Annotated in this window: 13 protein-coding genes; 9 read left to right on the top strand and 4 right to left on the bottom strand. The window is 69.3% G+C overall.

Features of this window, described 5'->3' with window-relative positions:
• Positions 1 to 126: 126 nt before the first annotated feature.
• Positions 127 to 978, bottom strand: a complete 852-nt coding sequence (locus tag ACXNSR_RS30625) for a hypothetical protein (protein ID WP_458638589.1) — start codon at positions 976 to 978, stop codon at positions 127 to 129.
• Positions 979 to 1245: 267 nt separating this feature from the next.
• Here ACXNSR_RS30625 and gcl point away from each other — a divergent pair, with 267 nt between their 5' ends.
• Together gcl and ACXNSR_RS30635 are read left to right on the top strand one after the other, a co-directional pair.
• Positions 1246 to 3033, top strand: a complete 1788-nt coding sequence (gcl, locus tag ACXNSR_RS30630) for a glyoxylate carboligase (RefSeq protein ID WP_458638590.1) — start codon at positions 1246 to 1248, stop codon at positions 3031 to 3033.
• Between the two features lie 254 nt (positions 3034 to 3287).
• Positions 3288 to 4793: an APC family permease gene (locus tag ACXNSR_RS30635; RefSeq protein ID WP_458638591.1), complete on the top strand. Its 1506-nt coding sequence runs from the start codon at positions 3288 to 3290 to the stop codon at positions 4791 to 4793.
• Positions 4794 to 5218: 425 nt separating this feature from the next.
• Here the strand turns inward: ACXNSR_RS30635 and ACXNSR_RS30640 are convergent, their stop codons facing one another.
• The 3 genes from ACXNSR_RS30640 to ACXNSR_RS30650 form a co-directional block, all read right to left on the bottom strand.
• Positions 5219 to 6676, bottom strand: coding sequence for a catalase (locus ACXNSR_RS30640; RefSeq protein WP_458638592.1), 1458 nt, complete (start codon positions 6674 to 6676; stop codon positions 5219 to 5221).
• Between the two features lie 211 nt (positions 6677 to 6887).
• Entirely contained in the window at positions 6888 to 7787 is a 900-nt protein-coding gene (locus ACXNSR_RS30645) for a 2-hydroxy-3-oxopropionate reductase (protein WP_458638593.1), read from the bottom strand.
• Positions 7788 to 7862: 75 nt separating this feature from the next.
• A complete protein-coding gene (locus tag ACXNSR_RS30650) occupies positions 7863 to 8696 on the bottom strand; it encodes a TIM barrel protein (protein ID WP_386178323.1) in 834 nt (277 codons plus the stop codon).
• A 125-nt stretch (positions 8697 to 8821) separates the two neighbouring features.
• Between ACXNSR_RS30650 and ACXNSR_RS30655 the strand changes: the two genes are divergently transcribed.
• The 7 genes from ACXNSR_RS30655 (at position 8822) to ACXNSR_RS30685 (ending at position 14773) form a co-directional block, all read left to right on the top strand.
• On the top strand, positions 8822 to 9073 hold the full coding sequence (locus tag ACXNSR_RS30655) for a thiamine-binding protein (RefSeq protein ID WP_383193976.1): 252 nt from the start codon (positions 8822 to 8824) through the stop codon (positions 9071 to 9073).
• Entirely contained in the window at positions 9070 to 9468 is a 399-nt protein-coding gene (locus ACXNSR_RS30660) for a helix-turn-helix domain-containing protein (RefSeq protein WP_458638594.1), read from the top strand. Before ACXNSR_RS30655 ends, ACXNSR_RS30660 begins: the two co-directional genes overlap by 4 nt.
• 154 nt (positions 9469 to 9622) lie before the next feature.
• A complete protein-coding gene (gene uraD, locus ACXNSR_RS30665) occupies positions 9623 to 10144 on the top strand; it encodes a 2-oxo-4-hydroxy-4-carboxy-5-ureidoimidazoline decarboxylase (RefSeq protein ID WP_458638595.1) in 522 nt (173 codons plus the stop codon).
• A 2-nt stretch (positions 10145 to 10146) separates the two neighbouring features.
• On the top strand, positions 10147 to 10548 hold the full coding sequence (gene uraH, locus ACXNSR_RS30670) for a hydroxyisourate hydrolase (RefSeq protein WP_458638596.1): 402 nt from the start codon (positions 10147 to 10149) through the stop codon (positions 10546 to 10548).
• 1 nt (position 10549) lies between these two features.
• Positions 10550 to 11473 carry a factor-independent urate hydroxylase gene (gene pucL, locus ACXNSR_RS30675; RefSeq protein ID WP_458638597.1) on the top strand — a complete coding sequence of 308 codons (924 nt, stop codon included), beginning with the start codon at positions 10550 to 10552 and terminating at the stop codon, positions 11471 to 11473.
• A gap of 190 nt (positions 11474 to 11663) precedes the next feature.
• Positions 11664 to 13067, top strand: a complete 1404-nt coding sequence (locus tag ACXNSR_RS30680; protein WP_458638598.1) for an 8-oxoguanine deaminase — start codon at positions 11664 to 11666, stop codon at positions 13065 to 13067.
• Between the two features lie 308 nt (positions 13068 to 13375).
• Positions 13376 to 14773 (top strand): nucleobase:cation symporter-2 family protein, encoded by a 1398-nt coding sequence (locus tag ACXNSR_RS30685; protein ID WP_458643439.1) that lies wholly within the window; start codon positions 13376 to 13378, stop codon positions 14771 to 14773.
• Positions 14774 to 14860: the final 87 nt, after the last annotated feature.

Raw genomic sequence — 14860 nt, forward strand, 5'->3', positions numbered from 1 at the left:
GGCAGGAAGTGGGCAATGCCCACGAGCTTAGGGGGTAGCTCCTCGATCCTGCCGGGTCCGCCCGTTCCCGGTCCGCTCCGCCCGTTCCCGCTCCGCCCGTTCCCGGTCCGTCCGTTCCCCGGGCGCCTACGCGTCCGGGCCGACCAGCGCGTCCGCCGGGTCGTTGACCGGCTGCGGCATGCCCGTCAGGTCCATGACGAAGAGGGGTATCCCGAGATCGTCCGCCCGGGCCCGGGCCTCCTCCGTGTACCCCGCGAGCGCGAAGTAGACGCTGGTCGCGGAGGCCGTGAGCCCGTTGAGCCAGACGCACTCCACCGCCCGCAGCCCGGCCGGCGCCGTGGTCGGGTCCACCTGGGCGACCAGGCCCGGAGCCCGCAGGTCCGCGGTCGCCGCCGGGATCGGGCGCCCGTCGGGCTGCCGTACGTCGCGGAAACCCAGCCAGCGCAGGTACAGCGCGGCCGTGGCCACCGCGTCGCGGGCCGTACGGATGGTCACCGGCCGGAACGCGGGCCGCGGCACCGGTGCGGTGGGCGGGGGCGGCGGGATGTGCGCCGGACGCCCGCCCGCCGGTCCGCCCGGATCCGGCCGGGCGGCGGCGGCCGGAGACGAGCCGGTCGTGCCTGCCGGGCCCGCCGTGCCTGCCGGGCCCGCCGTGCCTGCCGGGCCCGCCGTGCCTCCCGGGCCCGCCGGGCCCGCCGGGGTCCCCGTGCCCTCCGGCGGGTGGACCGGAACGAGCACCACCGTCCCGCACGAACCGCACCCCAGCTCGGGATGCGGCCACTCGCTCTCCCGCCCGCACGTCGTGCAGCGCACCGTCACCCAGGTGTCCGACCACGTCCGGTGGGTCAGCGGGACCGGCGGCGCCGCCAGGTCCAGCGGGGGATGGACCGGGCTTCCGCAGGCGCAGGGGAAGACCGGGGCGGTGTAGCCGTTCTCGCGCAGGCACGCCGGGCAGCGCACCGGTACCGCTTCCGCCATGAGACCTGGACCCCCTCCGTCGCTGTGCGTAGGTCCATGCTCCACCACCGGCGACCGCCGGGGGGAGGCCGCGCGCCTTTTCCGGGGGATTCCCGCCGGCGCGTCAGTGATTTGTACAAGTAGCCGACCGATATGCGGCTTTTGGTGGCTTCCGGGATCCCCGACCGCCTTGACGTCGCAGGAGTCGCCGCTTAGCTTGTTCCGTATAGCAGAACAATACTTCCGGATTACGGAAAAGCCTGACCCGCCAGACCGCAGGAGAACTCGATGCCTCGTATGACAGCCGCCGCCGCTGCAGTGGAGATCCTCAAGCTCGAGGGTGTCGAACAAGCGTTCGGTGTCCCCGGTGCTGCGATCAACCCGTTCTACCGAGAGCTCAAGAACGTGGGCGGCATCGCGCACACCCTGGCTCGCCACGTCGAGGGCGCGTCGCACATGGCAGAGGGCTACACGCGTGCCAAGGCGGGCAACATCGGTGTCTGCATCGGTACGTCGGGTCCGGCCGGCACCGACATGATCACCGGTCTGTACTCGGCGATCGCGGACTCGATCCCGATCCTGTGCATCACCGGTCAGGCCCCGGTCTCGAAGCTCCACAAGGAGGACTTCCAGGCCGTCGACATCGCCTCGATCGCCAAGCCGGTCACCAAGAAGGCCACGACCGTCCTGGAGGCCGCGCAGGTCCCCGGCGTGTTCCAGGAGGCCTTCCACCTGATGCGCTCCGGCCGTCCGGGCCCGGTCCTGATCGACCTCCCGATCGACGTCCAGCTGACCGAGATCGAGTTCGACCCGGCCACCTACGCGCCGCTGCCGGTCTACAAGCCGCAGGCCACCCGCGCCCAGGCCGCCAAGGCCCTGCAGTTCCTGCTGGAGTCGGAGCGCCCGCTGATCGTCGCCGGTGGCGGCATCATCAACGCCGACGCGTCCGACCTGCTGGTCGAGTTCGCCGAGTTGACGGGCGTCCCCGTCATCTCCACGCTGATGGGCTGGGGCACCATCCCGGACGACCACGCGCTGGCCGCCGGCATGGTCGGCGTCCAGACCGCGCACCGCTACGGCAACGCGACGTTCCTGGAGTCGGACTTCGTCCTCGGCATCGGCAACCGCTGGGCCAACCGCCACACCGGTTACAACCTGGACGCCTACACCAAGGGCCGCAAGTTCGTCCACGTCGACATCGAGCCCACGCAGCTCGGCAGGATCTTCGCCCCGGACTTCGGCATCGCCTCCGACGCCAAGGCCGCGCTGGAGCTCTTCATCGAGATCGCCAAGGAGCTCAAGGCCGAGGGCAAGCTGCCGGACTTCTCCGCCTGGGCCGCCTCTGCGCAGGACCGCAAGGCGACCCTGCAGCGCCGTACGCACTTCGACAACATCCCCCTGAAGCCGCAGCGCGTCTACGAGGAGATGAACAAGGCGTTCGGTCCCGAGACCCGCTACGTCACCACGATCGGCCTCTCCCAGATCGCCGCGGCGCAGTTCCTGCACGTCTACCGCCCGCGCAACTGGGTCAACTGCGGCCAGGCCGGCCCGCTCGGCTGGACCATCCCGGCCGCCATCGGCGCCGCCACCGCGGAGCCCGAGACCCCGGTCGTCGCGCTCTCCGGCGACTACGACTTCCAGTTCATGATCGAGGAGCTGGCGGTCGCCGCCCAGCACAAGGTCCCCTACGTCCACGTCCTCGTGAACAACGCCTACCTGGGCCTGATCCGTCAGGCGCAGGGCAACCTCGGCATCAACTTCGAGGTCAACCTCGAGTTCGAGAACATCAACACCCCCGAGCTGGGCGTCTACGGCGTCGACCACGTCAAGGTCGCCGAGGGCCTGGGCGTCAAGGCCATCCGCGTCACCGACCCGGACAAGCTGGGGGAGGCCTTCGAGGAGGCCAAGAAGCTGGCCCAGGAGTTCCAGGTCCCGGTCGTCGTCGAGGCGATCCTGGAGCGCGTCACCAACATCGCGATGAGCAAGACGGTCGACATGAGCGACGTCACCGAGTTCGAAGAGCTCGCGACCGAGCCGGGCCACGCCCCGACCGCGATCAAGGCCCTGCAGGTCTGATCACCCCGCACCACCCGGCGGCCCCCGTCCCTCCTTCCGGAGGGGCGGGGGCCGTTCCGCGTTCCGGCGCCGCTGGGCCCCGTACGCCGCCAAGCCCCGTGCGTGGGCGCCGTACGCGGGCCCCGTACGGCGGCGTCCGTTCGGGGCTTCGTCGCGTGTGTCGACCGCCGGCGGCCCGCACGGGCGGCCCGGCGGAGGACACTGGCCGGTGCTCCGCCGGGCCGCGGGGGACACGGGAGAGTGAGGTGGCCGGGATGGCGGAGGCTGCGACGGGCGGGCCGGACCGTGACGGCGACGGTTCCACCGCGGCCGGGGCGGATGCCGCGGCCGATGTCGAGCGCGGAGGGTACCGGCAGGAGCTGAAGCGCACCCTGGGCCCCTTCCAGGTGTTCGCGATCTCGTTCGCCTTCATCTCGGTGGCGGTCGGTGTCTTCGGGACCTACGACGAAGTGCTCCGCACCGCGGGGCCGGTGGGGATCTGGCTCTGGCTGATCGCCGCGGTGGGGCAGACCCTGGTGGCGCTGGTGGTCGCCCAGTTCGCGGCCCGCATCCCGCTCAGCGGCTCCTCCTACCAATGGGCCTCCCGGCTGGCCGACACGAGAATCGGCTGGTGGTTCGGCTGGCTGACCTTCTGCTACCTGGCGATCGCCGTGCTGGCGATCGACAACGCGCTGGCGAGCCAGGCGTTCATGCCACTTGTCGGCATCGCGGAGAGCGAGGACACCGCGCGCGTGATCACGCTGGCGGTGCTGATCGTCCAGGCCGTCGTCGCCATCGCTTCGACGCGCCTGGTCAGCTGGATCAACTCGGCGGCGGTGGGGCTGGAGGTGGCGCTCGTCGTGGTGGTGGCGATCGCCCTCTTCATCGCCGTGGCCGTCACCGGTGACGGTTCGACGGGCAACCTCACCTCGCGCGGGGTCGCCGCGCACGCGCCCGGCTACTTCGCGGTCGGCGGCGGGCTGATGCTGGCGATGATCATGGGTCTCGCCACCCTCGTGGGCTTCGACTCCGCCGCGAACCTGGCCGAGGAGGCCAAGGACCCCCACCGCAGCGTCCCGCGCGCGATCGTGGGGTCGGTCGTCGCCGCGGGAATCCTCGGCATGCTCTTCCTGATCGCGCTGACCGTCTCGATCGAGGACGTTGCGCGGATCAGCGCCGACGGGTCGCCGGTCGCGGCGATCATGCGCGAGAACCTGGGCCCGGCGGCCGAGAAGGTGTTGCTGGTAGCGATCTCGTTCGCGTTCTTCGGCGCCGGGATCGTGGTGATGGTCTCCTGCTCGCGGCTCGTCTACGCGATGTCGCGCGACGCACGCTTCCCCGGGCACCGGGTGCTGCGGCGGGTGAACCCCCGTACGCAGACACCGGTCCCGGCGACCCTGCTGATCCTCGCGCTCGGGTTCGTCCTGATGGTGGCGCTGCCCGGCGCGGCGCTGCTGGAGCTGATCACGGCGTCGACGATCCTGCCGGCCGTCATCTACGGCGCGACGATCGTCCTCTACCTGGCCGTGCGCGGCCGCCTCGGCCGCCAGGAGGGCGCCTTCGACCTCGGACGCCTCGAACTTCCGGTCGCGGTCTGTGCGCTGGCCTGGACCCTGCTCGCGCTGTTCGTGCTCGTGACCCCGAGGGAGGCGCTGGTCCCCGTCGTGGTGGTGGGCGGCCTGCTGGTCCTGGGAGGGCTGTTCTTCCTCGGCATGCTGCTGTTCGACCGAGAGGCCCTGGACACCGAACCGGGCGAGGACGCCTTCCCCAAGGGCCTGTGAGGAGCGTTCCCGTCCCGGGGCGGGTCCTGTCCCGAAACGGCAAAGCGCCGAGTCACGGGACCGTCCGTGACTCGGCGCTCTGGCTGGTTACCGCCCGACGGTGCGAGGCTGGCGCGACAGGACGTTCGCACCGCCGGGCGGAGTGTGTGGGGAGGTGGGTTCCTCCGCGTGCAGGGAGCTCTGTGCGCAGCCCCTGTACGAAGAGGATTGGCTGGGACCGTGACGGGCGGGCGACGAGAACTCCGGCGTCGTCTCCCTCAGGTCAAGAGACGGGCCTCGGAACCCATTACCACCGCACTGGCTCGCACGCCCGCCACGGTCCTCGTCCTGCCCTCACCGTGTACCACCCCTCATCCGGGTCCACGGGTCGGGCTGAGCACCCGGGGCCTGACCTCCCGTCAGGCCCCCGGTACATCCATATCGGCTCAGGCGTCGCGCAGGGCGCGGACGGCCTCCTCGACGCGCTTGCCGTAGTCGGCGTCGGCGGCGTGGAAGTGAGCCAGGTTCTTCTCGATGACGTCTTCCAGGGTGACCTGCGACAGACCGCCGGCGATGTTCGCCACCAGGCGCTGCTTCTCGGCCTCCGACATCAGGCGGTAGAGCTCACCGGCCTGGAAGAAGTCGTCGTCCTTGGTGTGGGCCGGGGCCGCGTGGGTGCCCGTGTAGCCGGAGACGGCCTTCGGGGCGCCGAGCGCGAGACCGGTCTCGGCCGGGCCCTGGTACGAGTTGGGCTCGTAGTTCTTGTCGTGGCGCGAGCCGTTGCGCAGCGCCATGACGCCGTCGCGGCCGTAGTTGTCGGCCTTCGTCGCCTTCGGGGCGTTGACCGGCAGCAGGGTGTGGTTCACACCGAGGCGGTAGCGCTGGGCGTCGGCGTAGGCGAAGAGGCGGCCCTGGAGCATCTTGTCCGGCGAGGCGGTGATGCCCGGGACGAAGTTGTTCGGGGAGAAGGCGGACTGCTCGACCTCGGCGAAGACGTTGTCCGGGTTGCGGTCGAGGACCAGACGGCCCACGCGCTGCAGCGGGTAGTCGGCGTGCGGCCACACCTTGGTGAGGTCGAACGGGTTGAAGCGGTAGTCCGCGGCCTCGGCGGCCGGCATGATCTGCACGTACAGGGTCCACGAGGGGTTCACACCGCGCTCGATGGCCTGCAGCAGGTCGGTCTGGTGCGAGTTGGCGTCCTTGCCGACGAGCTCGGCGGCCTGCTCGCCCGAGAGGCTGCGGATGCCCTGGTTCGTCTTGAAGTGGTACTTGACGAAGAAGGCCTCGCCCTGCTCGTTCGTCCACTGGTACGTGTGGGAGCCGTAGCCGTTCATGTGACGGTACGACGCCGGGATGCCGCGGTCACCCATGAGCCAGGTGATCTGGTGCGTCGCCTCGGGGGCGTGCGCCCAGAAGTCCCAGACGTTGTCCGGCTCCTGCTTGCCCGTGAAGGGGTCGCGCTTCTGGGAGTGGATGAAGTCGGGGAACTTGATCGGGTCCTTGATGAAGAACACCGGGGTGTTGTTGCCGACGAGGTCGTAGTTGCCCTCTTCGGTGTAGAACTTGAGGGCGAAGCCGCGCGGGTCGCGGACCGCGTCCGCGCCGCCGAGCGAGTCGGCGACGGTGGAGAAGCGCAGGAAGGTCTCGGTCTTCTTGCCGACCGTGTTCAGGAACGCGGCGCTGGTGTAGGCGGTGACGTCGTCGGTCACCTCGAAGTAGCCGTACGCGGCCGAGCCGCGGGCGTGCACCACGCGCTCCGGGATGCGCTCACGGTTGAAGCGGGCGAGCTTCTCCAGGAGCTGCTGGTCCTGGACCAGGAGCGGGCCACCGACGCCGGCGGTGGCGGAGTTCTGATTGTCGGCGACCGGGGCGCCGGACTCGGTCGTCAGCGTGCGCTTCGACATGGTGACCTTCCGTACGGGGTAACTGCTGACGGAAAGCGTCTTCCGTCATGCGGAACAGCCTAATTTCGGCGAGAACTAAACGTCAACAGTTTGTTGAACGAAGTTGAAGGGTGAGTGGTGATCCGGACGGCGCCGGCACTTGGGCGCGACAGGACAGGTGTCAGCACCGGCGCCATCCGGAAACTCGGGTCCCCCGCGAGAGGGGAGGTGCTCAGATCTGAGCGCCGGAGAGGCGCTCGACCGCACGGAGCAGGGCGGAGTGGTCCAGGCCGCCGTCACCCTGGGCGCGCAGCGAGGCGACCAGCTGGGCGACGACCGCGCCGACCGGAAGGGCCGCACCGACGTTGCGGGCGGCGTCGGTGACGATGCCCATGTCCTTGTGGTGCAGGTCGATCCGGAAACCGGGCTTGAAGTCGCGGTTCAGGAAGTTGTCCTTCTTGCGGGTCAGGACCGTGGAGCCGGCCAGGCCGCCGTTGAGGACGTCCAGGGCGGCGGTGAGGTTCACGCCGGACTTCTCGAGGAAGACGACGGCCTCGGCGCACGCCTGGATGTTCACCGCGACGATGAGCTGGTTGGCGGCCTTCACCGTCTGGCCGGAGCCGTGCGGACCGCACAGGACGATGACCTTGCCGAGGGCCTCGAGGATCGGCAGGGCCGCGTCGAAGTCGGCCTGCTCGCCACCCACCATGATCGACAGGACGGCCTCGATGGCGCCGGCCTCGCCGCCGGACACCGGGGCGTCGATGACGCGGATGCCCTTGGCGGCGGCGTTCTTCGCGAGGTCGATCGAGGTCTGCGGGGTGATCGACGACATGTCGATGATCAGCGCACCGGACTTCGCGTTCTCCAGGATGCCGTTCTCGCCGTAGGAGATGGCCTCGACCTGCGGGGAGGCGGGCACCATCGTGATGATGACGTCGGCGTCCGCCACGGCCTCGGCGATCGAGCCGGCCGCGGTGCCGCCGGCGGCGGCCAGGCGGTCCAGCTTGTCCTGCTCCAGGGTGAAGCCGGTGACCGAGTAGCCGGCCTTCAGGAGGTTCTCGGCCATGGGGGAGCCCATGATTCCGAGGCCGATCCAGGCGATCGACGGGAGCGCAGCGGGGTTGCTCATGATGAGGGTCCTTCTCTTAATGCTTCGTACGAAAAGTGCGTGAGGTGCCTGGCTGATCGCCCGGACTTGGTCCGACTACTTCGCGGCGCGGGCCTCGGCCGGCAGCCATGCGAAGGAGGCGGCAGCGTCGGCGGCCTTGTACTCCAGGCCTACGTAGCCCTCGTATCCGGCCTTCTTCAGCTGGTCGAGCAGCTCCTCCAGGGGCAGCTCGCCGGTGCCGGGGGCACCGCGTCCGGGCTTGTCCGCGATCTGGACGTGCCCGGTCTTGGCGGCGTACTTTTCGATGACCTCGGAGAGGTCCTCATCGTTCATCGCCAGGTGGTAAAGGTCGAGCAGGAACTTGGCGTTGCCGAGGCCGGTGGCCTCGTTCACCTTGTCCACGACCTCGATGCCGGCCGGTGCGCTCACCAGGGGGTAGAGCGGCGACTCGGGCTTGTTGAGGGTCTCGATCAGGAGGATCGCGCCGACGCGGTCCGCGGCCTGTGCGGCCACGACCAGGTTCTTGAGGGCCAGCTCGTCCTGGACGGCGGGGTCCACGCCTTCGACGCGGTTGCCGTAGAGGGCGTTCAGCGCCTTGCAGCCGACCGAGGCGGCGAAGTCCGCGGCCACGTTGATGTTGGCGTTGAAGCGCTCCGACTCCTCACCGGGTACCGAGACCGCGCCGCGGTCCGGGCCCGGCAGCCGGCCGGCGTAGAAGTTCAGGCCCACCAGCTGGGTGCCGGCGTCCTCAAGAGCCTTCTTGAGGGCGTCGAGCTCCTCCTGGGCGGGGGTGGGGGTCTCGATCCAGGGCCACCACAGCTCGACCGCCGTGAAGCCCGCCGCGGCGGCGGCCGCGGGGCGCTCCAGGAGCGGGAGTTCCGTGAAGAGGATCGACAGGTTCACATCGAAGCGCTGGTCCGTGTATCCCATGAGGGGTGTGCGCTCCTTCCGTATTGCGGAAGTTATTTTCTGCTTGATGGAAGACTGCATGGGGCTCCGCGTCGATGTCAAGTGCGGACTCCCGAAAAATCCTGACCGCGGGGTAGCTTGACGACGTGCGATTGAGAGTGGAGTTCACGACCGAGCCCTTCGATCTGGAAGAGGCTCCTGCCCATGCCGTGGCGGCCCGCGAGGTCATCCAGAAGGCCCAGCTGGACGCGGTCGACGTCGGCCCGTTCGGCAACACCGCCGAGGGTGAGGCCGACCGGGTGCTGGCCGCGGTGGGGGCATTGCTGCGCGACTCCCTGGAGGCCGGTGCCACGCGCGTCTCGCTCCAGGTCAATGTGATCGGGGAGGACGTCTCGTGACCGAGCCCCGCGACCACCCCTTCGTCGCCGCGGTCAAGCCGCTGGTGGACGCCATGGGCGGCGAGCTGATGGATCCCGCCCTGGCGCAGCCCGACGACGTCGTGCTCACCTGGGAGGGTCAGGACGTGCTGGCCGTGCGCCTGCCGCAGCTCTCGGACTCGCTGGACCGCATCCTGGCGGCCCTGGAGCGCCGGTACGGCGTACCGTTGGCCCAGCTCGACCGGAAGTCCAAGCAGGACGTCGTGCGGATACTGGAGGCGCGGGGCGCCTTCTCCGTGCGGCACGGCGTGGAAACGGTCGCGGGCGCCCTGGGTGTCAGCCGCTTCACCGTCTACAACTACCTGAACCGCGATTCGGGCACCCCGAAGGGGGCGGGCAAGAGCAGCCAGGAGTGAACGCAGGCTGACTCGCGGTGACGAGCCGCCGCCCAATTCACCCGGGCGGCGGCTTTTGTGTACGGGAAGTTTCAACAAAGTGTTGACGCCGTGTTGTCGAGGGCGTTAGCTATGCGCAGCCCGTCAAAGCAACAACAGGCCACGGAGGCCTACCGTGACTTCGAGTCCGACCCCGGGTCTCACCCGGTTCAACGCCTTGGACGACAGCGCGGCCACGGCCGAGCTGCACGAGGTGTGCGCCAGCTCGGCGTGGGGGAGCAAGATGCTCGCCCAGCGCCCCTTCGCCACCGCAGAGTCCCTCTTCGCCGCGAACGAAGCCGCCATGGCGGAGCTCACCGCGGACGACCTGGGCGAAGCGATGGGAGGCCACGCGCCGATCGGCCGGCCGAAGCCGGGGGACCCGACCTCCGCCCGCGAGCAGCGTGGCATGGCCGGTGCCTCGGAGGAGCTCAGGAACGAGCTCCTCGAACTGAACCTGGCCTACCAGGACAAGTTCGGCCACGTCTTCCTCATCTGCGCCACCGGTGCGACCGGTGAGTTCATGCGTGACGCGGTCAAGGTCCGGATCGACAACTCGCCGGAGCAGGAGCGGGAGATCGCCCGCGGCGAGCTCGTCAAGATCAACAAAATCCGCCTCACCCGTCTCGTCGAACGCGCAGAAGCAGAAGGAGCGTGACCATGAGCACCGAGACCACGGCATCGCCGAGAAATTCGGTGTCCACGCACATCCTGGACACCAGCATCGGCAAGCCCGCCGAGGGCGTCGCCATCTCCCTGTCGGCCCGTACGGGTCTGCGCGGCGAGTGGGCGGCCCTGGGCGGCTCCGCCACCGATGCGGACGGGCGCTGCAAGGACCTGCCGGCGCTGCCGGAGGGCACCACACACGTGCGTCTCGATTTCGAGACCGAGACGTACTTCGAGAAGAAGCAAGCCGAGGCGCAGCAGGACGCCCCCCGCGTAAGGGACAGCGGTGCGTTCTTCCCCGAGGTCACCATCACCTTCGCGGTGAACCCGGGCGAGCATTACCACGTACCGCTGCTGCTCAACCCGTTCGGCTACTCCGTTTACCGAGGGAGCTAGCATGGCCACGATTCTGGGCCAGAACCAGTACGGCAAAGCAGAGAACCGCGTCGTCAAGATCACGCGGGACGGCGACACGCACCACATCAAGGACCTGAACGTCTCGGTCGCCCTCTCCGGCGACATGGACGACGTCCACTACTCCGGCTCGAACGCCAACTGCCTTCCGACGGACACCACCAAGAACACGGTGTACGCGTTCGCCAAGGAGTACGGCATCGAGTCCGCCGAGCAGTTCGGCATCCACCTGGCGCGCTGGTTCGTCACCAGCCAGGAGCCGATCAAGCGCGCGCGCATCCGGATCGAGGAGTACGCCTGGGACCGGATCGCCACCTCGGACGCCAACTCCAAGTTCATCGGCTCCGACGAGGTGAACCACTCCTTCGTCCGCCAGGGCATGGAGACCCGCGTCACCCAGATCACCTACGACGGTACGAACTGGGAGGTCATCTCCGGCCTCAAGGACCTCGTCGTCATGAACTCCACGAACTCCGAGTTCTGGGGTTACGTGAAGGACAAGTACACGACGCTGAAGGAGGCCTACGACCGCATCCTGGCCACCCAGGTCTCGGCTCGCTGGCGCTTCGGCTGGTCGGACGACGAGCAGCGGATGCCCAACTGGGAGAAGTCCTACGCCGAGGTCCGCAAGCACATGCTGCAGGCCTTCGCGGAGACCTACTCCCTGTCGCTGCAGCAGACCCTGTACCAGATGGGTTCGCGCATCATCAACCACCGTTCGGAGATCGACGAGGTCCGCTTCTCGCTCCCGAACAAGCACCACTTCCTCGTCGACCTGGAGCCCTTCGGCCTCAAGAACGACAACGAGGTGTACTTCGCCGCGGACCGTCCGTACGGTCTGATCGAGGCCACTGTTCTGCGGGACGGCGTCGACGCCCGTATCCCCGTGGACATGACCAACCTCTGATCACGGCACGCCGGTCCCGGGGCTCCGCAGTGGCCCCGGGACGGGCGACACGTTCCCGCTTCCTGATTCGGCACCCGGACGCACCGTGCGGGGCGGCAGTACTGTCAGCTGTCAAGGCCCCCGGCTCCGGCACTCAAATCTCCTGGGCCTTGCCGTGCCCGCACCGCCACTGAAAGCACGAGGAAGTCCCATGGCAGCATCGGCAGCCCAGGACAGCGCCGCCCGGCGCATCGTCATCGAAAACTGTGCGATCGCTACGGTCGACGCGAACGACACCGAGTACGCCTCGGGTCACATCGTCATCGCAGGCAACCGGATCGAGTCCATCGGCGCGGGCAGGGCCCCCGAGAACCTCGACAACGTGGTCCGCCGCATCGACGGCACCGGGCACCTCGTGACCCCCGGTCTGGTCAACACCCACCACCACTTCTACCAGTGGATCACGCGCGGTCTGGCCACCGACCACAACCTCTTCAACTGGCTCGTCGCGCTGTACCCGACGTGGGCGCGCATCGACGAGCAGATGACGTACACGGCCGCGCAGGGCTCCCTCGCCGCGATGGCCAAGGGCGGTGTCACCACCGCGATGGACCATCACTACGTCTTCCCCAAGGGCTCCGGCGACCTGTCCGGCTCGATCATCCGGGCCGCCTCCGAGATGGGCGTGCGCTTCACCCTCGCCCGCGGCTCGATGGACCGCAGCGAGAAGGACGGCGGCCTGCCGCCGGACCACGCCGTCGAGACCCTCGAGGGCGCGCTCGCCGACACCGAGGCGACCGTCAAGAAGTTCCACGACGCCTCCTTCGACTCGATGACCCAGGTCGCCGTCGCCCCGTGCTCCCCCTTCTCGGTCTCCACCGAGCTGCTGAAGCAGGGCGCCGAGCTGGCCCGCCGCCTCGGTGTGCGCATGCACACCCACGGCTCCGAGACCGTCGAGGAGGAGAAGTTCTGCCACGAGCTCTTCGGCATGGGCCCGACCGACTACTTCGAGTCGACCGGCTGGCTCGGCGAGGACGTGTGGATGGCGCACAGCGTCCACATGAACGACTCCGACATCGCCGCGTTCGCCCGTACGAAGACCGGTGTCGCGCACTGCCCGTCCTCCAACGCCCGTCTGGCCGCCGGCATCGCCCGCGTCCCGGACATGCTGGCCGCCGGTGTCCCGGTCGGCCTCGGCGTGGACGGCACCGCCTCCAACGAGTCCGGAGAGCTGCACACCGAGCTGCGCAACGCGCTGCTGATCAACCGTCTGAACCCGGTCCACCGCGAGCGCGCCCTGAACGCGCGCCAGGCCCTGCGCCTCGGCACGTACGGCGGTGCCCAGGTCCTCGGCCGTGCCGACAACATCGGTTCGCTGGAGGTCGGCAAGTGCGCCGACCTGGTCCTGTGGAACCTGAACACCTTCCTGCACTCCTCGATCGCCGACCCGGTCACCGCGCTGGTCTTCGGCGCGGCGGCCCCGGTCACCGCCTCGTTCGTCAACGGCAAGCAGATCGTCGAGAACAACCGCCTCCTCTTCGCCGACGAGGACGCCATCGCCGTGTCCACCCGGGAAGAGGCCCAGCGCCTGGCGCGGATCTCCGCGCAGGCCTGATCCCACGGAGTCCGGCCGGGGGGGACGGCCCCCGGCCGGCAGCCGCGGACCCGAGCGGGGTCCGTGGGCAGCCGTTCCCGGGTAGCGCCTGAGGAGATCCGAAGGCGCCCCCGGGGGCGGTGACTCGTGCAACCAACCGGCGGCGTGGGCCGCAGCGCGGAACCGATGATCGGGCGACTCGTTTCCGCACCCCTCGGGACAAGCATGCGCACCACCACAACCGCATACAGGCTCGACTCGCACCGCTTTCGCACCACCTCCAAGACACCACGCCCCCTGCCGGCGTGTTCAACCGAACGGAGGAAGCCGTGGCCCAGGCGCCCAGGTTTCGCAAGGACGCAGATGCAGTCGCAGTACCGGAGGAAAAGCATCCGGTCGATGAGACCCTGCCTCCGCTGAAAATGTTCACGAGCGGCCTCCAGCACGTGGCCGCCATGTACGCGGGTGTCGTGGCCCCGCCCATGATCGTCGGCCCGGCCGTCGGGCTCTCCGCCACCGAAACGGCCTTCCTGATGGGCGCCTCGCTCTTCACCGCGGGCCTCGCCACCCTCCTCCAGACCCTCGGGTTCTGGAAGATCGGCGCCAAACTCCCCTTCGTCAACGGCGTCTCCTTCGCCGGTGTGACCCCGATGATCGCCATAGGCAAGGGGGAGGGGGAGAACGCCATCCCCGTCATCTTCGGCGCGATCATCGTCGCCGGGGTCATCGGCTTCTTCGCCGCCCCCTACTTCGGCAAACTCGTCCGCTTCTTCCCGCCGGTCGTGACCGGTACGGTCATCACCCTCATCGGCGTCTCGCTCCTGCCCGTCGCCTTCAACTGGTCGCAGGGCGGCAACCGCACCGCGACCGACTACGGCTCCGTGCAGAACATCGGCATGGCCGCCGCCACCCTGGTGATCGTCCTGCTGATGCGCAAGTTCCTGCGCGGCTTCCTCCAGCAGATATCCATCCTCCTCGGCCTGGTCGCCGGCACCCTCATCGCCCTCCCGCTCGGCATGACCAGCTTCGACGCCGTCAAGAACGCGTCGGTGGTCGGCTTCCCGACCCCCTTCCACTTCGGCGCCCCGCAGTTCCAGGTCGCGGCGATCATCTCGATGTGCATCGTCATGCTGGTCTGCATGACCGAGTCCACCGCCGACATCCTGGCGCTGGGCAGGATCGTCGGCCGTCCGGCCGACGCGCGGACCATCGAGGGGGGCCTGCGCGCCGACACCCTCGGAAGCGCGCTCAGCCCGCTCTTCAACGGCTTCATGTGCAGCGCCTTCGCCCAGAACATCGGGCTGGTCGCCATGACCAAGGTACGCAGCCGCTTCGTCGTCGCCGCCGGCGGCGGGATCCTCGTCCTGCTCGGCCTGTGCCCGATGGCGGCCTCCGTCATCGGAGTGGTCCCGCTGCCGGTCCTCGGCGGTGCCGGCATCGTCCTGTTCGGCTCGGTCGCGGCCAGCGGCATCCAGACCCTGGCCGGGGCAGCCATGGAGAAGGGCGAGAACGCCCTGATCGTCGCCGCCTCCGTGGGCATCGGGCTGATTCCGATCGCCGCGCCGGACTTCTACCACGCCTTCCCGAAGGACCTGCTGGTCGTCCTCGACTCGGGCATCAGCACCGGGTGCGTGGTGGCCATCCTGCTGAACCTGGCCTTCAACCACCTCGGCGCCAGGAAGGGCGCGGCCTCGGGGGCCGCGTCCGACCCGGTGCCCGTGCACTGACACCCGGCCCCCGCCCGGGCGCGCACGGCGGCGGCGCGCACGCCACCCACTGCGGGTGTGGCGTGCGCGCCGCCGCCGCGCGACCGG

It is taken from the genome of Streptomyces sp. NC-S4 (assembly GCF_054353315.1).